Source organism: Thermomonas sp. HDW16 (assembly GCF_011302915.1).
GTDB lineage: Bacteria > Pseudomonadota > Gammaproteobacteria > Xanthomonadales > Xanthomonadaceae > Thermomonas.
The window spans coordinates 1,944,815-1,964,234 of record NZ_CP049872.1 but is presented as its reverse complement, the minus strand read 5'-3'; the positions used below and the strand labels follow the sequence as shown (position 1 = coordinate 1,964,234).

At 65.3% G+C, this 19,420-nt stretch carries 17 protein-coding genes, 1 tRNA gene and 1 pseudogene; 5 read left to right on the top strand and 14 right to left on the bottom strand.

Features of this window, described 5'->3' with window-relative positions; genetic code table 11:
• Positions 1-17: 17 nt before the first annotated feature.
• The 3 genes from G7079_RS09140 to G7079_RS09130 form a co-directional block, all read right to left on the bottom strand.
• Positions 18-872 carry a class I SAM-dependent methyltransferase gene (locus G7079_RS09140; RefSeq protein ID WP_166057014.1) on the bottom strand — a complete coding sequence of 285 codons (855 nt, stop codon included), beginning with the start codon at positions 870-872 and terminating at the stop codon, positions 18-20.
• A complete protein-coding gene (locus tag G7079_RS09135; protein ID WP_166057013.1) occupies positions 869-2,407 on the bottom strand; it encodes a hybrid sensor histidine kinase/response regulator in 1,539 nt (512 codons plus the stop codon). Before G7079_RS09135 ends, G7079_RS09140 begins: the two co-directional genes overlap by 4 nt.
• Before the next feature lie 217 nt (positions 2,408-2,624).
• A tRNA-Pro gene (locus G7079_RS09130) sits at positions 2,625-2,701 on the bottom strand.
• A 110-nt stretch (positions 2,702-2,811) separates the two neighbouring features.
• On the opposite strand from G7079_RS09130, the gene hisS reads away from it, so the two are divergent.
• Both hisS and G7079_RS09120 read left to right on the top strand, forming a co-directional pair.
• Complete coding sequence (gene hisS, locus G7079_RS09125; protein WP_166057012.1) at positions 2,812-4,185, top strand: histidine--tRNA ligase; 1,374 nt, start codon at positions 2,812-2,814, stop codon at positions 4,183-4,185.
• The gene (locus tag G7079_RS09120) at positions 4,182-6,080 is read left to right on the top strand and encodes an aromatic amino acid ammonia-lyase (protein WP_166057011.1); all 1,899 of its coding nucleotides are present in this window, start codon (positions 4,182-4,184) and stop codon (positions 6,078-6,080) included. The genes hisS and G7079_RS09120 overlap by 4 nt, the downstream gene beginning before the upstream one ends.
• Positions 6,081-6,110: 30 nt before the next feature.
• Here the strand turns inward: G7079_RS09120 and G7079_RS09115 are convergent, their stop codons facing one another.
• Entirely contained in the window at positions 6,111-7,910 is a 1,800-nt protein-coding gene (locus G7079_RS09115; protein ID WP_166057010.1) for a diguanylate cyclase, read from the bottom strand.
• A gap of 204 nt (positions 7,911-8,114) precedes the next feature.
• On the opposite strand from G7079_RS09115, the pseudogene G7079_RS09110 reads away from it, so the two are divergent.
• A pseudogene (locus tag G7079_RS09110) lies at positions 8,115-9,299 on the top strand (calcineurin-like phosphoesterase C-terminal domain-containing protein); the annotation flags it as partial.
• 3 nt (positions 9,300-9,302) lie between these two features.
• Here G7079_RS09110 and mtnC read toward each other — a convergent pair.
• From mtnC to G7079_RS09085, 5 genes are all read right to left on the bottom strand, one after another.
• Complete coding sequence (mtnC, locus tag G7079_RS09105; protein WP_166057008.1) at positions 9,303-9,995, bottom strand: acireductone synthase; 693 nt, start codon at positions 9,993-9,995, stop codon at positions 9,303-9,305.
• 2 nt (positions 9,996-9,997) lie between these two features.
• Positions 9,998-10,561, bottom strand: a complete 564-nt coding sequence (locus G7079_RS09100; RefSeq protein WP_166057007.1) for an acireductone dioxygenase — start codon at positions 10,559-10,561, stop codon at positions 9,998-10,000.
• A gap of 23 nt (positions 10,562-10,584) precedes the next feature.
• Positions 10,585-11,220, bottom strand: coding sequence for a methylthioribulose 1-phosphate dehydratase (locus tag G7079_RS09095; protein WP_166057006.1), 636 nt, complete (start codon positions 11,218-11,220; stop codon positions 10,585-10,587).
• 74 nt (positions 11,221-11,294) lie between these two features.
• A complete protein-coding gene (locus G7079_RS09090) occupies positions 11,295-11,954 on the bottom strand; it encodes a class II aldolase/adducin family protein (RefSeq protein WP_166057005.1) in 660 nt (219 codons plus the stop codon).
• Positions 11,955-12,065: 111 nt separating this feature from the next.
• Positions 12,066-13,604, bottom strand: coding sequence for an amino acid permease (locus G7079_RS09085; RefSeq protein ID WP_166057004.1), 1,539 nt, complete (start codon positions 13,602-13,604; stop codon positions 12,066-12,068).
• Positions 13,605-13,751: 147 nt separating this feature from the next.
• Here G7079_RS09085 and G7079_RS09080 point away from each other — a divergent pair, with 147 nt between their 5' ends.
• Positions 13,752-14,312: an NUDIX hydrolase gene (locus G7079_RS09080; protein ID WP_240906153.1), complete on the top strand. Its 561-nt coding sequence runs from the start codon at positions 13,752-13,754 to the stop codon at positions 14,310-14,312.
• Here G7079_RS09080 and serA read toward each other — a convergent pair whose 3' ends face one another.
• Positions 14,313-15,548, bottom strand: coding sequence for a phosphoglycerate dehydrogenase (serA, locus tag G7079_RS09075; RefSeq protein ID WP_166057002.1), 1,236 nt, complete (start codon positions 15,546-15,548; stop codon positions 14,313-14,315).
• Between the two features lie 105 nt (positions 15,549-15,653).
• Between serA and G7079_RS09070 the strand changes: the two genes are divergently transcribed.
• The gene (locus G7079_RS09070) at positions 15,654-17,048 is read left to right on the top strand and encodes an FAD-binding oxidoreductase (RefSeq protein WP_166057001.1); all 1,395 of its coding nucleotides are present in this window, start codon (positions 15,654-15,656) and stop codon (positions 17,046-17,048) included.
• On the opposite strand, the gene G7079_RS09065 is transcribed toward G7079_RS09070, so the two are convergent.
• The 4 genes from G7079_RS09065 to G7079_RS09050 all read right to left on the bottom strand — a co-directional run bounded on the left by G7079_RS09065 (position 17,049) and on the right by G7079_RS09050 (position 19,402).
• On the bottom strand, positions 17,049-17,642 hold the full coding sequence (locus G7079_RS09065) for a GNAT family protein (RefSeq protein ID WP_166057000.1): 594 nt from the start codon (positions 17,640-17,642) through the stop codon (positions 17,049-17,051).
• A gap of 125 nt (positions 17,643-17,767) precedes the next feature.
• Entirely contained in the window at positions 17,768-18,334 is a 567-nt protein-coding gene (yeiP, locus tag G7079_RS09060) for an elongation factor P-like protein YeiP (protein ID WP_166056999.1), read from the bottom strand.
• 10 nt (positions 18,335-18,344) lie between these two features.
• Entirely contained in the window at positions 18,345-18,635 is a 291-nt protein-coding gene (locus G7079_RS09055) for a hypothetical protein (protein ID WP_166056998.1), read from the bottom strand.
• A complete protein-coding gene (locus tag G7079_RS09050) occupies positions 18,632-19,402 on the bottom strand; it encodes an SDR family NAD(P)-dependent oxidoreductase (protein WP_166056997.1) in 771 nt (256 codons plus the stop codon). Before G7079_RS09050 ends, G7079_RS09055 begins: the two co-directional genes overlap by 4 nt.
• Positions 19,403-19,420 lie beyond the last annotated feature (18 nt).

Below are 19,420 nucleotides of genomic sequence, written 5' to 3'. Positions count from 1 at the left end.
CCTGAACCTGCGTCCCTTCAGGAAATCCAGGTACTGCTCCTTCTTGATGACGTCCCCCCGGAAAGCGCTTGCAGATGCGCCCGGACATCGTCGTCGAGCATTTCGTCCCGGGATTCCGAATAGTCGGCTTCGGCAAGGAAGCGCAGCCCGCTGCGTGACGCGCCGTCCATGAAGTCGCTGATCGAGAAGGGGGCATTGATCTCCGCAAGATCGTCGTGGTACAGCACCGAGGCGTTCGTGCGGTTGAGGAGGTTGGCTGCTTCCAGTCGCAATGAGTCGCCGTACACAGGCTTGCCGATGGTATTCGTCGCCAGCCACTCGAGGAAGCTTCGGGCCTCTTCTGCACGCTCGGCCGGCATCGTGATGTCACGCACATGGAATCGCATCATGTCCCATACCATCCGTCGCAGATGGCAGCCGGGCATGGCGTTGTAGCTGACATAGGCGATGCCGGTATCGGCCAGTCTCTCCCCGCACAACTGCAGCAGGCGTCCGCGCACGATTCCGGGCACCCACGAATAGAAACCATGGGCGACGATGTAGTCGTACGGTTCCGGGCCGGGATTCCATTCCAGCAGGTCGGCGGCGACCAGGCGGAGATTGTGCAGCCCGAGCCGGTTGCGCATGGCTTCGCCGCGCGAAATTGCGGCCGCGGACAGATCCACGCCGATGAAGCGGCTCTGCGGGTAGGCCATCGCCAGGGTGAGCAGTTGCAGGCCATCGCCGCAGCCGACTTCCAGCAGCTGGCAAGCCTTCGGGGATGCCGCATGGATACCGTGCAAGCGAGCAATCGCCGCAAGCCGCGAGGGATGCATCTGCGGATGGATCAGCGACGGATAGTCGACCACGTCGTAGGAGAAGGCATCGCTCATCGGGCGTCGTTCCTTGGTTCGAAGCGTCGCGTGCGGCAGGCGAACACCGCCGCCAGCATCGCTTCGCGCAGTTTTTGCGGGGACACCGGCTTGAACAGCACCGGAATGCGGCTTGCGGCGATTTCGCCGAGGCGGTCGCCGCGGGTTTCGCCGGTGACCAGCAGGCGCGCGAAGCCCGGCTGTTGGAGGTCCTGGCCGTAATGGCCGGCGATCGCACGCAGCACTTCCACCCCGCTGCGGCCTTCGCGCAGGCGCAGGTCGCTGATCACCAGATCGGGTGCCTGCGCCCAGCCGGCCAGCGCGTCCAGCGCGTCCGACTGGTTCTCCGCAGCACGGATCTCGCAGCCCCATTCGGCGAGCAGGGCGCGCAATCCTTCGAGGATGCTGACTTCATCGTCCACCACCAGCACCCGCAGGCCGCTGACATCCAGCGGGATGTCGACGGCATCGCGTGCGTGCGCCTGCGTGGACGGCGCGCCCCTGGCAAGCGATAGCGACATCACGGTGCCGTGCTTTGGCGTGGAGGCGAGCGAGATCCTGCAATCGATCAGTTCGGCCAACTTGCGTACCGTGGACAGTCCCAATCCCAGCCCGCGCTGGCGACCGCCGCGCGCGTGTTCATGCGACACCTGGTAGAACTCCTCGAATACGCGCTGCTGGTGTTCGGGCGCGATGCCGTGGCCGGTGTCCCAGATGTCGATCCGCACCTGCCCGGATCGCTGCTGGCGCACGCCGACCAGCACGCCGCCTTCGTCCGTATAGCGCAGCGCGTTGCTCACCAGGTTGTTGAGGATGCGGGTGAGCATGGTGCGGTCGGCACGCACCCAGACATCGGTCTTGCGCACGATCAGGCGCAGCCCGCGCGATTCGGCCAGCATGCGGAAATTGCGGCTGACCTCGTCGAATACTTCGTCCAGCCGCACGTCGGCCATTGATGCGTGCACCGCGCCGGTTTCCAGTCGCGACAGGTCGAGCAGTTCGGAGAACAGGTGGTCGAGCGATGCCACGCATTCCTCGATATGCAGGACGCGGGTCAGTTTGGCGGGATCGTTTTCACCGGCGCGCAGGGCGGACGAGAACAGGGTCAATGCATACAAGGGCTGCCGCAGATCGTGGCTGGCAGCGGCAAGGAAGCGCGCGCGCGATTGGCTGGCGGCTTCCAGCCTGGCGTTCTTGTCGGCAAGTTCCACCGACGTGCGGCCCAGTTCGCTCTGCATGCGATTGCGCGAGCGCGCCAACGCTTGCGAGGCCTCGTTCACGCCGCGTTGCAGGCGTCCGAGGATCTCGCCACGATCGATTTCAAGCCGTGCCTGCTCGCCATGCCCGATTCGTTCGATCGCTTCGGTCAGTTCAGCGATCGGCTTGATCGCGCGCGATGCGATCAACCAGCCCGAGGCGCTCACGATCAACAGGGCTACGAGCAAGAGTGCCGCGTTACGCAGTAGGGTGCCGCTCAGTTCTGGGCTGCCGGATGGAAACAGGCGAATGGTTTCCCAGGCAAGCAAGCCGAACAGGGCCAACGCTGTCAATGCCATTGGCAGGATCAACCGCAGGGCCAGCTGCCGCAGCACAGGCGGGTTGTAAGCGTCGTGTGTCGACTCGGGTGCTGGGGGATGGTTGGCTATCGCCACGCGACACCTGACGCAAGGGACGTACAGGAGTCAACGGCGAATCGGGCTGGATGTGGACAGTGGCACGTGCGTCGCAGGCATGAAAAAACCGCCACGAGGGCGGTTTGATCAATATGCAGATTGGTCGGGGAGACAGGATTCGAACCTGCGACCTCTACGTCCCGAACGTAGCGCTCTACCAGGCTGAGCTACACCCCGACGGCAGAGCCGCGCATTTTAGAGGTCGAATCGGTTTCAGGCAAGAGGGGCAGGCGAGCGAGCCGCCGCGCCGGCTAAACTAGCGCCTTCCCGCGCCGGAGCCCACCGCCTTGATCAAGCCACGCACCCCACCCGGGGTCATGGAGCTGCTGCCCCGCGACCAGATCGCCTTCCAGCGCATGCTGGACACGATTCGCCAGACCTTCGAAGGCTTCGGCTTCCTGCCGGTGGAAACGCCGGTGATGGAGTTGTCCGAGGTGCTGTTGACCAAGTCCGGCGGCGAAACCGAGCGGCAGGTGTACTTCGTGCAGTCCACCGGTGCGTTGGAAAAGGGGGGTGAAGGCCTACCCGAGCTGGCGCTGCGCTTCGACCTGACCGTGCCGCTGGCCCGTTACGTGGCGGAGCACGAGCACGACCTCGCATTCCCGTTCCGCCGCTACCAGATGCAGCGCGTATATCGCGGCGAGCGTGCCCAACGCGGCCGCTTCCGCGAGTTCTACCAGTGCGACATCGACGTGATCGGCAAGGACAATCTCTCGCCGCGTTTCGATGCGGAGATCCCGGCGGTGATTGCGGCCGTGTTCGAACGCCTCGCCATCGGCGAATTCACCATCCAGCTCAACCATCGCAAGTTGCTGCGTGGCTATTTCGAGGGTGTGGGCATCGAGGGCGAACGGCAGATGCTGGTGCTGCGCGAACTCGACAAGCTCGACAAACGCGGCGAGGACGCGGTACGCGCGACCTTGGCGGGCGAAGGTTTCGAGCTGACGCCCGACGTCATCGACAAGCTGATGGCGTTCTCGCGGGTGCGCTCGCAGGGGCACGACGATGCGCTGGCCAAGCTCGATGCGCTGGGCGCCGGCACGCCGTTGTTCGAGGAAGGCCGCGCCGAATTGCGCGCGATCCTGTTGCAGTTGAAGGCGCTCGGCGTCGACGAGTCGCGTTACGCGATCAATCTGTCGATCGCGCGCGGCCTGGATTACTACACCGGCGTGGTGTACGAGACCATGCTGGACGCCTACCCGCAGATCGGTTCGATCTGCTCGGGCGGCCGCTACGACAACCTGGCCAGCCACTACAGCAAGTCGAAACTGCCCGGCGTTGGCATCTCCATCGGCCTGACCCGCTTGTTTTATCAATTGCGCGAGGCGGGTCTGATCGGCACGGCGGACAGTTCGGTCGATGTGCTGGTGGCGTTGATGGACGATGCCGGACTCGATGCCGCACTGGCGATGTCGCAAACACTTCGCGCCGCCGGCCTCAACGTCGAAACCCAGTTCGAGGCACGCAAGCTGGCCAAGCAGATGCAGTACGCCGACAAGGCCGGCATTCGCTTCGTCGCCATCCGTGGCGAGGACGAAGCCGCACGTGGCGTGGTGGCGATCAAGGACCTGCGTCGCGGGCAACAATTCGAAGTGGCCGAGCACGCGCTGGCCGATGCGCTGCTGCAGGCGCGCGAACTGCGCGAAGGAGCGCTGGCATGAGCAAGACGATCAAACTGGATGGCGTGTCGCTGACCCGTGAGTCTCTGGTCGATGTCGCCAATGGCGCGTCGGTTGAACTGGATGCAGGTGCATTGCAGCAGGTGGCGCGTGCGGCGGACTTCCTGTCGGCGCAAGTCGCGCGCCAGGAGCCGATTTACGGCGTGTCCACCGGTTTCGGCAGCAATGCGGACAAGCTGCTCGGCGCGCATCCGCTGCGCGATGAATTACCGGGTGCAACCAAGTCCGGGCGCTCGCCGCATATCGAACTGCAGAACAATCTGATCGTCACTCATGCCGTGTGCGTGGGCGAAGCGTTCGCGCCGGACGTGGTGCGCGCGATGCTGTGCATCCGCATCAACACGCTGCTGCGCGGGCATTCCGGCATCCGCGTGCAGACGCTGCAGGCACTGGCGGCGATGCTCAATGCCGGGATCGTGCCGGTGGTGCCGCAATTGGGATCGGTCGGTGCATCCGGCGACCTGGCACCGCTGTCGCACCTCGCCATCGTCCTGCTTGGCGGCGGCGAAGCCTTCGTCGACGGTGAGCGTATCTCTGGTGCCGAAGCGCTGAAGCGCAAGGGGCTGGAGCCGGTTTCCTTGTCGTACAAGGAAGGTCTGGCGCTGAACAACGGTACCGCACAAATGCTGGCGACTGGCGTGCTGGCGGTGCAGAAGCTCGATGACCTGCTGGGTACGGCCGATCTTGCCGCGGCGATGACGATCGACGCATTCGCAGGCCGGCTGGGTGCATTCGCACCGGAAGTGCATGCGCTGCGTCCGCATCCGGGGCAGGTGCAAACCGCGCAGAACTTGCGTGCTCTACTGGCGGGATCGACGCTCGCCGATATCCCGTACCACCTGGTGCCACGGTTCCGGCAGTGGCTGCCGACCAGCTGGGACACGCAACAGGCGCAGGCGCTGAACTTCGACATCGGCTGGGACTGGGTGCCGTTCGGCCAGCGCCATGGCCGCGAGAAGTTCTATGCGCGCTTCCGTCCGTTCCGCGGCGGCAAGAAGCACCAGCCGCAGGACAGCTATTCGTTGCGCTGCATCCCGCAAGTGCATGGCGCGGTGCGCGATGCGCTGGAGCAGGCCAAACGCGTGCTCGACGTCGAACTGAATTCGGTGACCGACAACCCGTTGGTGTTCCCTGACAAGCAGGCGGAATTCGTCGAGGAGCAGGTGATTTCCGCCGGCCATTTCCACGGCATGCCGCTGGCGCTGGCGATGAGCTATGTGAAGGCCGCGATCCCGGTGCTGGCCTCGATCAGCGAGCGTCGCCTCAACAAGCTGGTCGATCCCGCTACCAACGATGGCCTGCCGGCGTTCCTGATCGGCAACGAGGACGGCACCGAGAGCGGGCACATGATCGTGCAGTACACCGCTGCGGCGATCGTCAACGATCTTGCAAGTCGTGCGATGCCGGCTTCGGTCTATTCGATCCCGACCAGCGCGAATGCCGAAGACCATGTTTCGATGGGCGCCAACGAGGCACGCCACGTGCTGGCGATGGCCGACGACCTGGGCAAGGTGCTGGGCCTGGAGCTGTACACCGCCGCGCAAGCGCTGGACTTGCGTCGCGACATGATCAACGCCGCGCGCGACCTGGCCGATCGTGCCGATGCGGATGCATTTGCATCGAAGGTGCAGGGCGGGCCGCTGCCGGATGCGGGCGAGCGCATGGGCTTCATCGCCGAAGTCGACGGTTTGCGCGCGGAGCTGGCCCAGGCCGATGCTTTCCAGCCGGGGCACGCGGTGGCGGCGGCACATGCGGCGATCCGCCAACGCATTCCGTTCCTCGGCCAGGATCGTGCGATGGATGGCGAAGTTGCCAATGCAGTGCGCATGGTCGCGGACGGCAGCGTGTTGGCGGCGGCGAGGGCCGTGCTGGCGTAATCGCGGAGGAGGGCCAGGCCGAGGCCCGTTCTATACCGCGCTCATCGAGTGCCGCACGCAGTTGCGGCCGTCGTCCTTGGCACGGTAGAGCGCTTCGTCGGCGATGCGGATCACGTCTTCCGGCGTGGCCTGGTGGCCATCCGGCACCGTGTGCACGCCGATGCTCGCACTCAGGCGGATGTTGTGGCCTGCGCTGGCTACCGGGGTCTGGTGGATGCGCAGGCGGATCGCCTCGGCGACGCGCAAGGCTGCCTGCGCATCGCTGCCCGGCAGCACGGCGACGAATTCCTCGCCGCCGAAACGGGCGACCAGACCACCATGCGGTGTCACCACGTCTTCCATGCTGCGTGCGGCGAAATGCAGGCAGTCGTCGCCAGCCAGGTGGCCGTAGTTGTCGTTGATCTGCTTGAAGTGATCCAGATCCAGCAGCAGCAGGGCCAGCGGCTTGCCGTTGTCCTTGCGCGCGTCCAGTGCCTGCTGGAAGGCTTCGCGGAAATGACGTCGGTTGTACACGCCGGTCAATGGATCGCGCTGGCTGTATTCGCGCAGTTGCACATTGGCTTCGCCCAGTTGCGCCATCGCCGTGCGCAGCTGCTTGGTGCGGTCGATGACGCTGCGTTCCAACTGCTCGTTGGCTTGCTGCACGATGCGGATGTTCTCGTTGCGCAGGCCCGCGTAGCGGGCGCCGAGTGCGAGCGACAACAACAGCATTTCCAGCGCGGAACCGATCTGCACGCCGTTCTGGGTCCAGAAGTTGCGCGGAACAAGTCCGAACGCGAGCAAGGTGAACGCCGCGGTGCCGAGAAGGAACAACGACCAGGCCAGCAGGAACAGCCGGGCCGGTCGATAACCGCGGCGCAGCATGACCACAGCGGCCACGATGATCCAGATCACCCCGAACAGCACCGCCTTGGAGGCGAGCGGCGTGGAAGTGCTGTAGGGCAGCCAGATCGAGGCGATGCCGAGCAACACGAAGAAACCGATCAAGGCCACGCTGACCCGGTTGCCGGCTGGCCATCGCTCGCGCAATTCGAGGAAGGTACGCGAGAACTGCTGCATGCCGATCAGCGCCAGGCAGATCGACAGGGGAACCGAGGCATCCGCCATCCATGGCCAGTTCGGCCAGAAGTATTCGAAGCCGTAGCCGTTGAGGGTGAACAGCACCAGGCCGAACGCGCCGGTATGCAGCAGGTACCAGAAGTAACCGGGATCGCGCAGCATGATCCACAGCACCAGGTTGTAGAAGAGCAGCGCCAGCACGATGCCGTAGTACAGGCCGGTGGAGAACTGCGCGTCGCGCATGATCTCGGCCAGTGCACGCGGGGTGTACAGCACCAGCGGTACCTGCATCGAGCTTTCGCTCTGCACACGCACCAGGACTTCCACCGGTTCGCCCAACGGCAGGTCGAGCCGGAAGTTGGGATGCCGGTAGCGGATGAAGCGGCTGGAGAACGGTTGATGGTCGCCGCTGGCCTGGTGGTCGACCCGTCCATCCGGATAGCGGACATACACGTCGAGCTGATCGCTCAGCGCGTATTCCTGCACCAGCAGCCAGCGCGATTCCTCGGGATGGCGGTTCACCACCGGCAGGTAGAACCAGTAGGCGCCGCTCTGGAAGCCGAACGTCGGATTGCCGTTGGGTAGGGTGGCGAATTCGCCGGCCTTGGCGCGGGCGAAGGCTTCGGTGGCACCATCGGCGGCCATCGTGTCGTGGCGGTAGGCGATGCTGGGGCTCAGCGGGATCGAGGACTGGCCTGGTTCGAGCGTCAGCGGCTCGACGGCGCGCGCGGCACCGTTGCCGGCAGCAAGCAATAATGCCAGGCCGAACATGATGGATCGCCATGTGTTCCCGATCCCGCGCAAACGCTCCGCCTGCCTTCCGGCCTCCCCGACGCCCGGTCGATTCTAGTGCAATCGGGGATCGCCACGTGATTGGCATAATCCCCCGACCAGGAAGGAGGCCGCATGCGTTCGATCGTCGCGATGATGTTGTTGGGCATGGCCGGGTGGTGCGCGCAGGCGCAGGCCGGCGAAGAGGGGATGCGCGTATTGGTGTTCGGCGACCCGCAGGTGAAGTCGCTGCAGGAGGTCGATTACTACCGGCGCGACATCGTCGAACCGCTGCGCGGACGGCACGCCGCGCAATTGGGCATTTCGCTTGGCGACATCGTGGACGATGCGCCGGCGATGTACCCGGCGCTCAAGGCGGAAACGGCCCGGTTGGGCATTCCATGGCTGTACGCGCCCGGCAACCATGACATCGATCCCGGTGCGCGCGACGATGCGTCCTCGCTGGGCAACTTCCATCGCAACATCGGCCCGGACAGCTTCATTCGGGAAACCGCATCGGCGAATTTCGTGGTGCTGGACGACGTGATCGTGCTGCCCGGACAGAAACCCGCCTATATCGGCGGCTTCCGCGAGGATCAGTTCGCGCTGCTGGCGCGCCGCCTACCGCAGTTGCCGAAAGACAAACTGCTGGTGGTCGCGCTGCACATCCCGTTGTTCGAGGAGGCGGGCAAGGACAGCTTCCGCGACGACGACCGCATCCGCCTGTTCGCCCTGTTGCAGGAATTCCCGCACGTGCTGGTATTGAGCGCGCACAGCCACACGCAGCGCCATGTCTTCCACGATGCCGGCGACGGCTGGCAGGGCGCCACGCCGCTGCACGAATACAACGTCGGTGCGACGTGTGGCTCCTATTGGTCGGGGGTGAAGGATGCGGCCGGCATCCCGGATTCGATGATGGCCGATGGCACGCCAAACGGTTATGCCGTGCTGGAGATCACGCTAGGCGGTGGGTACGCACTGGCTTGGCACAACGCCCGCGACGCGGCCGATGCGCAGATCGGCGTGCACGCACCGAAGGCGCTGCGACGTGGCGCCTACCCGGCTTGGGGCGTGTTCGCCAACGTGTACATGGGCGATGACGACACCCGCGTCGAGTTTCGCGTCGACGGTGGTGCGTGGATGCCGATGAAGAAGGTATCGCAACCCGACCCCGCGCTGCTGGCGGAAAACATGCGCGACGATGCCGCCGAAGCCTTGCGCGGCTACGATCGTTCGCCGGAGGCCGAACCCTCGCCGCATCTGTGGCGCGGCGCGTTGCCGACCAAACTGGTAGCCGGCGAACATCGGGTCGAAGTGCGTGCATTCGACCGCTGGCGCGGGGAGGTGACGGCGACGACGAGTTATCGGTTGCTTGAAGCCGTGCCCTGACCGTCAGAGCACGATGTCGGCGAACGACTCCACCCGCACATGCCCGTTGGTGGCATCGCCGACGCGCGGCTCGGGGTAGTCCTCGCGCCGATCCAGCAACACGGTGCGTATGCCGGCACCACGGGCAGCATCGAGTTCGGCCACCACGTCGGACAGGAACAGGATTTCGCCGGGGCTGCGGTCGAGGCGGTCGGCAATCAGTCGGTAGCTGTCGGCATCGCGCTTGTGGCCGACTTCGGTATCGAAGAAACCGCTGAACAGCGGCAGCAGATCGCCGGCGTCGGTATTGGCGAACAGCAGCTTCTGCGCCGGCACCGAGCCGGAGGAATACACCGCCAGCGGGTGGCCCTCGGCATGCCAGGCGCGCAGCGCGGGGGCCACGTCCGGATACAGCGGGGCGGCGAAATCGCCATCGCGGTAACCGGCTTCCCAGACCATGCCCTGCAGCGCCTTCAACGCGGTGTGCTTGCGATCCTGGTCGATCCAGCCCTGCAGGGTTTCGACGATCATTTCGTCCTGGCAGATGCCGCCGTTTTCGGTGGCCACCATGTCCAGCCACTGGCGCACTTCGGGCTCGTTCCCATGTTCGCGCACGAAGCCGGGCAGGGCGTCGCGCGCATACGGGAATAGCACGTCCTTGACGAAGGAAATGCTGGAGGTGGTGCCTTCGATGTCGGTGAGGATGGTGGTCTTCATCATCACGCCGGACGCGCCTGGCCGACCTCGTAACGCGGGAATTGCCGTGCGATGTCGGTGCCGGTGAAATGGCCCACCCAGCCGTCCGGTTCGGTGAAGAAGCGGATGGCGACGAAGCTCGGTTCCGGGCCCATGTCGAACCAGTGGGTCATGCGGTCCGGCACCGAGATCAGGTCGCCGGCTTCGCACAGGATTTCGTAGACCTTGCCATCCACGTGCAAGGTGAACAGGCCGGAGCCGGCGACGAAGAAGCGCACTTCGTCTTCCTGGTGGAAATGCTCGTCGAGGAACTTGGCGCGCATCGCTTCGCGTTGCGGGTTGTCCGGGGCGATGCTGACCACGTCCACGCTGCGGAAGCCGTTGGCATCGACCAGGCGGTCGATGTCGGCCTGGTAGGCGGCCATGATGGTCTCCGCCGCGTCGCCGGGTTGCACGGCATGTGCCGGCTGCCACTGTTCCAGGCCCACGCCGATCTTCGCCAGTTCGGTGGCGATCTCGGCGGGGTTGTCGGTGGTCAGCAGCGGTGCGGTGGGAACGTCGTCGTTGAAGATGCGCAAGCGGCTCATCGTGTGGTTCCTTGTTCCGTCGCTCAGGCTTGCAGCCGGCGCATTTCCAGTTCGCAGCCCAGCATGAACTCGAACGCGTCCAGGTGGCGGCGTGCCTCGGCGATGTCGCGGCCCCAGGCGTACAGGCCGTGGCCGGCAATCAGGTAGCCCCAGGTGTTCGGCACGGTGAGCACTTCGTCCACGCTGGCGGTGAGTTCGTCCATGTCCTGCGAGTTCGGCACTACCGGCAGGTCGAGCACGGCCTCGTGGGTGGTGTGGCCGCGCAGGGCCTTGAACAGTTCGTAGCCGCGCAGGCGCACGCGGCCTTCATCGGCATACAGCAGGCCGGCGACGGTCTGGGTGGGCGAATGCGTGTGCAGCACCGCGCCGACATCCGGGTAGCGGCGATACAGATGGGTGTGCAGCGCGGTTTCCGCCGATGGCCGATGGTGGGTGGCGACCGGACGGTTGTCCATGTCGACCACCATGATGTCGGCCTCGCTCAGGCGGCCCTTGTCCTTGCCGGAAATGGTGATCGCGGCCAGGTTGGCATCCATCCGGATCGAGAAATTGCCGGCGGTGGCGGGCGTCCAGCCCTTGGCGGCCAGTTCGCGGGTGTGGGAAACGATCTGCGCGGCGCAGCCGGCATACAGGTTATGGTCGAAGGCGGGAGTCGTCATCTGCGCAGTTTAGCGGCTGGCGCACGTGCGCCACATGACGATCCCGACCGGATTCATGCCTTGTTGCCGAGGTTTCAATCGTCCGCGCGCTGCTGGCCGTAGTGCTTGAACTTCTCGGCCACGCGGGCCATTTCCTCGTGCGGCAAGTTGCGGGTGGGGCCCAGGGTGCGCGCCAGCATGTACTGATGGGCCAGGTTCTCCACTTCTTCGGCCAGTGCGTAGGCTTCGGACAGGGTCTTGCCGGTCGTGACCTGACCGTGGTTCGCCATCAGGCAGGCGCGCAGGCCGCCGTCCAGCGCGTCCAGCACGTTCGTCGACAGTTCCGGCGTGCCGAAGGTGGCATAGGCCGCGCACGGGATATGGTCGCCGCCGGCCACCGCGACCATGTAATGGAAGGCCGGGATGCCTTCGCCCAGACAGGCCAGCGCAGTGGCGTAGGTGGAATGCACGTGCACCACCGCACTGGTCGCCGGGAAGGCCTGCAGGATGTCGACGTGGAAGCGCCACTCGCTGGACGGGATCAGCTGTCCGGGCGGGCAGCTGCCATCCAGTCCGAGATAGACGATGTCTTCCGGCTGCAGGCGGTCGTAGGCGCGCCCGGTCGGCGTGATCAGCAGGCCATCGCCCCAGCGCAGGCTGGCATTGCCCGATTTGTTGAGGGACAGGCCGCTGGCGTTCATCGCCCGGCAGTGGTCGATCAGCGATTGCCGCGCGGCGCGCTCGTGGTCGTGCATGGGAGTGCCTGCGGGCATTGCCGGAAAGGCGGCGAGGATAACGCAAGGGCACACGCCATCACGAAAAAACCCGGCCGAAGCCGGGTTTCTCGTCGAAGCCTGTGGTTCCGATCAGGCTTGCGGGCCTTCGTGGAACGGCGGTTCCGGATCGATCTTCGGGCCGCCTTCCGGGCCGGTGATGCCGCGGGCCAAGTCGCTGTTGCGGTAGCCGTACAGCGCGTACACGATCAGGCCGATGATCGCCCAGCCGAAGAACATCGCGATGGTGTAGACCGACAGGTTCAGGAACAGCAACAGGCAGCCGGCGATGGCGAGCGGGCAGACCACCCAGGCCATCGGGGTGCGGAACGGACGCGGGCGGTTCGGCTCGCGCTTGCGCAGGATCAGCACGCCGGCGGCCACCGCCATGAACGCGAACAGGGTGCCCGAGTTGGAGATGTCGGCCAGGATGCCCACCGGGAACATCGCGGCGAACAGCGCCACGAACACGCCGGTGATCATGGTGACCACGTGCGGGGTGTGGAACTTCGGATGCACCTTGGACAGGAACTCCGGCAGCAGGCCGTCGCGCGACATGGTGAAGAAGATGCGGGTCTGGCCGTAGATCATCATCAGGATGACCGAGGGCAGGGCCAGCGCAGCGGCCAGGCCGATCATGTTGCCCATGCCGGCAAAGCCCATCACCTTCAGCACGTGAGCCAGCGGCTCCTTGCTGCAGACCAGCGCATCGGACCCCAGGCAGGCTGCGGCCATTTCCGGGGTGCCCGGATGGATGGCCAGGCCGTTGGCATCGAGCATCGGCTGCGAACCGATCGCGCCCACCGCGCCGTAGCCCACCAGCATGTAGAACACGGTGCAGACCAGCAGCGAACCGATCAGGCCGATCGGGATGTTGCGGTTCGGGTTCTTGGTTTCTTCGGCCGCAGTAGAGACGGCATCGAAGCCGACGTAGGCGAAGAAGATCGAGGCTGCCGCACCCAACACGCCAACGCCGCCCAGCGGGCTGCCCCAGCCGGTCGGGAAGAAGGGTTCGAAGTTGACATCCTTTGCTGCAGGCACTGCCACGAAGATGAAGGCAGTCAATGCGGCGACCTTGATCAGCACCAGGATCGCATTGACCTTGGCCGATTTGGAGGTGCCGATCACCAGCAGGCCGGTGACCACCAGCGCGATGCAGAACGCGAGCAGGTTGAACGCGCCGCCATCCATCGGGCCGGTCTTGAGATGCATGGGTAGTTCCATGCCCGCACTGGCGAGTAGTCCGTTCATGTAACCGGACCAGCCCACCGAGACCGCACCAGCGGCCACCGCGTATTCCAGCACCAGCGCCCAACCCACCGTCCAGGCCAGGGCTTCGCCCATCACGCCGTAGGTGTAGGTGTAGGCGGAGCCCGACACGGGGATCATCGAAGCGAGTTCGGAGTACGCCAATGCCGCCAGCGCACAGACCACCGCAGCGATCACGAAGGCCAGCATCATCGCCGGGCCGGCCTTCTGGCCGGCTTCGGCGGTGAGCACGAAGATGCCGGTGCCGATGATGGCGCCGATGCCGAGCATGGTCAGCTGGAAGGCGCCAAGCTGGCGCTTGAGGGATTTCTTTTCGGCGGTTTCAAGGATCTTGTCGAGCGGCTTGACGCGCTGGAACAGCATTCTGTTCTCCCCTATCTATGCTGTGTGGGCGGTGCCCACCGGGCGATCCGCAAGTCAGCGACCATATACGTTCACGCCGTGTAGACACAAGCGGCGCGGGTCACGGAAGCAGCGATAATCGCGGTTTCCGCAATGACGCAATGCAGCATGAGCGCGACCACCCACGACACCGATTTCCAAGCCGCATTGGCTGAATACGCAACGCGCTGGCCGGACGAGGCAGCTACCGTGATGCTGTTCGGCGAACTGCTGGGCGATGCCGAAAACCCGTTCCTGCGCGAACGCCTGGCCGGCCACTTCACCGCATCGTGCTGGCTGGTCGATGCCGGCGGCGGGCGCGCCTTGCTGACCCACCACAAGAAACTGGGTCTGTGGCTGCAGTTGGGTGGTCATGCCGATGGCGAGCGCGACCTGCGCATCGCCGCCTTGAAGGAAGCGGAAGAGGAATCCGGCTTGAGCGGCCTGCGCATCGAGCCGGGCATCTTCGACCTCGACCGCCATCGCATTCCCGAACACAAGGGTGTGCCGGAACACTGGCATTACGACGTGCGCTACGTGGTGCGTGCGGGGGACAACGAGGCCTACGTCGTCAGCGACGAATCGCACGACCTGGCCTGGCGCGAAATCGTCGAACTTGCTGCCGACGATGCCGCGGATGCATCGGTGCAGCGGATGGCGCGCAAATGGCTCGCACGCGTCACCGTCTGATCAATACAACACGCGCGTCCGCAACGTGCCCGGGATCGCCGCCAGTGCCGTGCGCAGCTCGGTTGCTTGGGCGTCGTCCGCGCTGACATCGATCACCACGTAGCCCACGTTCGGGTCGGTGCGCAGGAACTGGCCGTCGATGTTGATGCCGCGTTCGCCGAAGATTTCGTTGATCTTTGACAGCACGCCCGGCACGTTGCGATGGATATGCAGCAGCCGATGGCTGCCGGCATGCTCGGGCAGGGTGACTTCGGGGAAGTTCACCGCAGACAGCGTGCTGCCGTTGTCGCTGTAGCGCACCAGTTTCGCAGCAACTTCCACGCCGATATTGTCCTGCGCCTCCAGCGTGCTGCCGCCGACATGCGGGGTCAGGATCACGTTGTCGATGCCGAGCAGGGGCGAGACCAGCGGATCGTCATTGCCCTTGGGTTCTTCGGGGAATACGTCCACCGCCGCGCCGCCGATGTGCCCGGACTTCAGCGCTGCCGCCAGCGCATCGATATCGACCACCGTACCGCGCGCGGCATTGATGAAATGCGCGCCGGGCTTCATCTTCTCGAACTGCGCGGCGCCGATCATCCAGCGCGTCGCCGCGGTGTCCGGCACATGCAGGGTCACCACGTCGGATGCGGCCAGCAGTTCGTCCAGCTCGCGCGCGGCGCGGGCGTTGCCCAGCGAGAGCTTGGTCTCGATGTCGTGGAACAGCACCTGCATGCCCAGCGACTCGGCCAGCACCCCGACCTGGGTGCCGATATGCCCGTAACCCACGATGCCCAGCGTCTTGCCACGCGCCTCGTGGCTGCCGGCGGCGGATTTGCTCCAGCCGCCGCGATGGCACTGCGCAGATTTCTGCGGGATGCCGCGCAACAGCATGATCGCCTCGGCCAGCACCAGCTCGGCCACGCTGCGGGTATTGGAATAGGGCGCATTGAACACCGGGATGCCGGCCAGTTCTGCTGCTTCCAGATCCACCTGGTTGGTGCCGATGCAGAAACAGCCGATCGCGAGCAGGCGCTTGGCATCGGCCAGCACCTCGGCGGTCAGCTGGGTGCGCGAACGGATGCCGATGAAATGCGCATCGGCGATCGCCTTGTGTAGTTCATCTTCCGGCAGCGATTTGGCGTGGGTGACGATATTGCTGTAGCCGGCCGCGCGAAACGTCTCCACCGCGTTGGGACTCAAGCCTTCAAGCAGCAGGATCTTGATGTCCTGCTTGGGGTAGGAGGTCTTCTTCATGTCGCCGGGTAGAGGGGTGGGGTTGGTCGAGTGTGCCAGTTTTCGTTCGAGTTTTGCTGCAGTGCCGCACTGGACGCCGCCGGCCGCCGATGTCAGGCTCGCGACATGTCCGATTCCGCCCCAGATCCCCGCCTCGACACCCTGCGCCGGCAGCTGCCTGGCCTGCGCCTGACCACCGATCCGGCCGAGCTGGAGCATTACGGCCGCGACTGGACCCGACGCTGGGTTCCCGCGCCGCTGGCGATCGCGCTGCCGACCAGCGTGGACGAGGTTCAGGCCATCGTGCGCTGGGCCAATGCCGAAGGCGTGGCGATTGTCCCGTCTGGCGGCCGCACCGGTTTGTCTGGTGGCGCGGTGGCGGCGAGCGGCGAGCTGGTGCTGAGCCTTGAGCGGATGAGCAAGGTGATCGGCTTCGATGCCGTGGATCGCACGTTGACCGTGCAGGCCGGCATCCCGCTGCAGGCCGCGCAGGACGCGGCGCGCGAACACGGCTTGCAGTACCCGGTGGATTTCGCGGCGCGCGGCTCCTGCAGCATCGGCGGCAATATCGCCACCAATGCCGGCGGCATTCGCGTGCTGCGTTACGGCAACACCCGCGAGTGGATCGCCGGATTGACGCTGGTGACCGGCAGTGGCGAGTTGCTGGAACTGGGCCGCAGCCTGGTCAAGAACTCCAGCGGCTACGACCTGCGGCATCTGGCGATTGCCTCGGAAGGCACGCTCGGCATCGTCGTCGAAGCCTCGCTGAAACTCACCGATCCGCCGCCGCCGACCAATGTGATGTTGCTGGCGCTGCCTTCGTTCGAGGCGCTGATGCAGGTGTTCGAGGCGTTCCGCTCACGGCTGCAATTGCAGGCCTTCGAATTCTTCACCGATCTCGCGCTCAAGCACGTGCTGGCGCATGGCGCGCAGGCGCCGTTCGCCGAGGTGCATCCGTTCTACGTGGTCACCGAATTCGCCAGCGATGAAGCCAGCGAAGCCGAAGCCTTGGCCGCATTCGAGCAGTGCATGGAGCAGGGATTGGTCAGCGACGGCGTGATCAGCGGCAGCGATGCGCAGGCCGCGCAGCTATGGCGACTGCGTGAAGGCATCACCGAAAGTCTGGCGCGCTACGTGCCGTACAAGAACGATGTTTCCGTGCGGCTGTCGGCGATGCCGGCCTTCCTCGCCGAAGCCCAGTCACTGCTGGCGAAGGAATACCCGCAGTTCGAGGTGGTCTGGTTCGGCCATATCGGCGACGGCAACCTGCACATCAATATCCTGAAACCGGACGGCTTGGCGCTGGAGGCCTTCGTGGCCGATTGCGAGCGGGTGACCAAGCTGCTCGCAAGCACGCTGCAGGCACATGGCGGCAGCATCTCCGCCGAGCACGGCATCGGCCTGGTGAAGAAGCCTTATCTCGGCTGCACGCGCAGCGATGCGGAGATCGCGGCGATGCGCGGCATCAAGGCGGTGCTGGATCCGAACGGAATCATGAATCCCGGCAAGTTGTTCGACTGATTACGCCGGGATGTCGGCGAGGCGCGCGTCCAATCGTGTCCGGATCGCCGGCCATTCGCTGGCGATGATCGAATAGGTCACGGTGTCGCGCAGGCTGCCGTCCTTGTGCCGCTTGTGGTTGCGCAGCACGCCGTCGCGGGTAGCGCCGAGGCGTTCGATGGCCGCCTGCGAGCGCAGGTTCTGGTGGCTGGTGTGGAAGAACACCGATTGCACCCCCAGCGTGTCGAAGGCATGACCCAGCATCAGGCGCTTGTTGGCGGTGTTGACGTGGGTACGCCACACCGAGGCGGCGTGGAAGGTGTAGCCGATGGCCAGCGTCGGCACCGACAGGTCGATGTCGTAGAAGCGTGTGCTGCCGACCACGCGGTTGCCGGCGACGATCGCGAACGGCAGTTCGCGGCCGGCGTTGCGCATCGCCAGCGCATGTTCGATCCACGCAGGCATGCCGTCGCGGTTTGGTGACGCGACATAGTTCAGCGCGCCGATGTCGCCATCGTCCACCGCGTCCTGCAAGGGCGCGATGTGGTGGTGCGACAGCGGTTCCAGGCGGATGTCGTGGCCGGAGAGCGTGATGGGTTGCAAAGCTTCCGTCATCTTCGTCATTCCGTTGGTGTCGCCCGGGTAGCGTCGAAGGCGAAACCCGGGCCCCATCCGTTTCCAATTGCAATACATTCCCGGGTTTCGCCGCGCTCTACCCGGGCTATGCATCGACCAATGCCTCAGTCCGCGCGTCCGCCGAACTCGCCGGTCGTGGTGTTCACCCACACTTTCTCGCCGTTGCCGATGTACTCCGGCACCATGATCTCGATGCCGGTGCTGAGCTTGGCCGGCTTCGGGCGCTTGGTCGCGGTGCCACCCTTCAGTTCCGGCGGGGTCTCGATCACTTCCATCACCACGCTGGTGGGCAGCTGCACGCCCACCGGCAGGTCGTCGATGATCTGCACCTGGCAGCCGGCGAGGTCGTCGACGATATAGCCGGCGGCTTCGCCGACCACGTCCGCGTCCAGCGTGTAGGGCGTGTAGTCCTCGTCATCGAGGAACACGAACGCGTCGCCATCCTTGTAGGAATAGGTGACAGGCCGGCGCGAGAATTCCACTTCCTTCAGCTCGTCGTCGCCGCCGACGCTGAGGTCGAACTTGCTGCCGCCGGGCACGCTGTACATGGTGAAACGGAACTTGACGTTGCCACCGCGGCCTTGCGGCGAGCTGCGCTCGATGTCGCGCACCTGGTACACGGTGCCGTTGTGTTCGACGACGTTGCCTTTCTTGATGTCGTAAGCCTTCATGCGATCTCTTTCACTGTTGTTGTTGGAGCGCGCGGTAGATGCGCTCGTTGAAAATCCAGGTGAGCAGGCCCCAGACCAGGCCGCCGATGGCGCACAACGGCACCGCGACCGCCAGCACCAGTGGCAGGCGTGGATGCGAGGGGCCAAGTTGGATCAGCATCATCACGGTCATGAAGGCGAGCATCAGCCCGCCCCAGAACGCCACGCCTTTAACCAACACGAAATGCCACATGCCGCGCGCGCGGATCGCCGGCCATTTGGTCGCGACCCAGCGTTCGGCGCGCGAACCGTAGTCGGTCACTTCGGCGCCAGCCGGGTGGCGCCGTCCAGGCGGATGGTTTCGCCGTTGAGATAGGTGTTGGTGAGGATGTAGGCGACCAGGTCGGCGAATTCCGGTGCCTGGCCCAGCCGCGACGGGAACGGGATCGACGCCGCCAGCGACTTCTGCACATCGTCCGGCATGCCATCGACCATTGGCGTCCAGAACACGCCCGGTGCCACGGTCATCACCCGGATGCCGAAACGGGCCAGTTCGCGCGCCATCGGCAGGGTCATGCCGACCACGCCGCCCTTCGATGCGGAATACGCGGCTTGTCCGATCTGGCCTTCGTACGCGGCGACCGATGCGGTGTTGACGATCACGCCACGCTCGCCGTCGGTGCCGGTCTCGTTGCCCTGCATCTGCTCGGCGCAGGCCTTGGCCACGTTGAAGCTGCCGACCAGATTGACCATCACCGTGGTCTGGAACTGCGAGAGCTTCATCGCACCATCGCGGCCCAGCACGCGGCCGGCGCCGAGGATCCCGGCGCAGTTCACGGCGACGTTCAGCCCGCCAAGGAACGCCTTCGCGGCAGCGACGTTGGCGACCACGCCGGCTTCGTCGGTGACGTCGGTCTTGAAGTAGCGGGCATTGGCATCGCCCAGTTCGGCCACGGCGGCCGCGCCCTTGTCGTCGTTGACGTCGAACAGGGCGACTTTGCCGCCGTGCTTGACCAGATGCTGCGCGACGGCCAGGCCCAGGCCGGAAACGCCGCCGGTGATCACGGCGCGGGCGTTGGAGAGCTGCATGCGGGAATCCTGCTGCGG

Bases quoted from the DNA above. Each gene is read 5' to 3' on its own strand.
- G7079_RS09090 (WP_166057005.1), bottom strand. From the start codon at position 11,954: ATGCACGACCACGAGCGCGCCGCGCGGCAATCGCTGATCGACCACTGC.
- G7079_RS09065 (WP_166057000.1), bottom strand. From the start codon at position 17,642: ATGACGGAAGCTTTGCAACCCATCACGCTCTCCGGCCACGACATCCGC.
- G7079_RS09115 (WP_166057010.1), bottom strand. From the start codon at position 7,910: ATGTTCGGCCTGGCATTATTGCTTGCTGCCGGCAACGGTGCCGCGCGC.
- G7079_RS09050 (WP_166056997.1), bottom strand. From the start codon at position 19,402: ATGCAGCTCTCCAACGCCCGCGCCGTGATCACCGGCGGCGTTTCCGGC.
- G7079_RS09085 (WP_166057004.1), bottom strand. From the start codon at position 13,604: ATGCTGTTCCAGCGCGTCAAGCCGCTCGACAAGATCCTTGAAACCGCC.
- G7079_RS09070 (WP_166057001.1), top strand. From the start codon at position 15,654: ATGTCCGATTCCGCCCCAGATCCCCGCCTCGACACCCTGCGCCGGCAG.
- G7079_RS09100 (WP_166057007.1), bottom strand. From the start codon at position 10,561: ATGAGCCGCTTGCGCATCTTCAACGACGACGTTCCCACCGCACCGCTG.
- mtnC (WP_166057008.1), bottom strand. From the start codon at position 9,995: ATGAAGACCACCATCCTCACCGACATCGAAGGCACCACCTCCAGCATT.
- yeiP (WP_166056999.1), bottom strand. From the start codon at position 18,334: ATGAAGGCTTACGACATCAAGAAAGGCAACGTCGTCGAACACAACGGC.
- G7079_RS09135 (WP_166057013.1), bottom strand. From the start codon at position 2,407: ATGGCATTGACAGCGTTGGCCCTGTTCGGCTTGCTTGCCTGGGAAACC.
- G7079_RS09095 (WP_166057006.1), bottom strand. From the start codon at position 11,220: ATGACGACTCCCGCCTTCGACCATAACCTGTATGCCGGCTGCGCCGCG.
- G7079_RS09080 (WP_240906153.1), top strand. From the start codon at position 13,752: ATGAGCGCGACCACCCACGACACCGATTTCCAAGCCGCATTGGCTGAA.
- G7079_RS09140 (WP_166057014.1), bottom strand. From the start codon at position 872: ATGAGCGATGCCTTCTCCTACGACGTGGTCGACTATCCGTCGCTGATC.
- serA (WP_166057002.1), bottom strand. From the start codon at position 15,548: ATGAAGAAGACCTCCTACCCCAAGCAGGACATCAAGATCCTGCTGCTT.
- G7079_RS09120 (WP_166057011.1), top strand. From the start codon at position 4,182: ATGAGCAAGACGATCAAACTGGATGGCGTGTCGCTGACCCGTGAGTCT.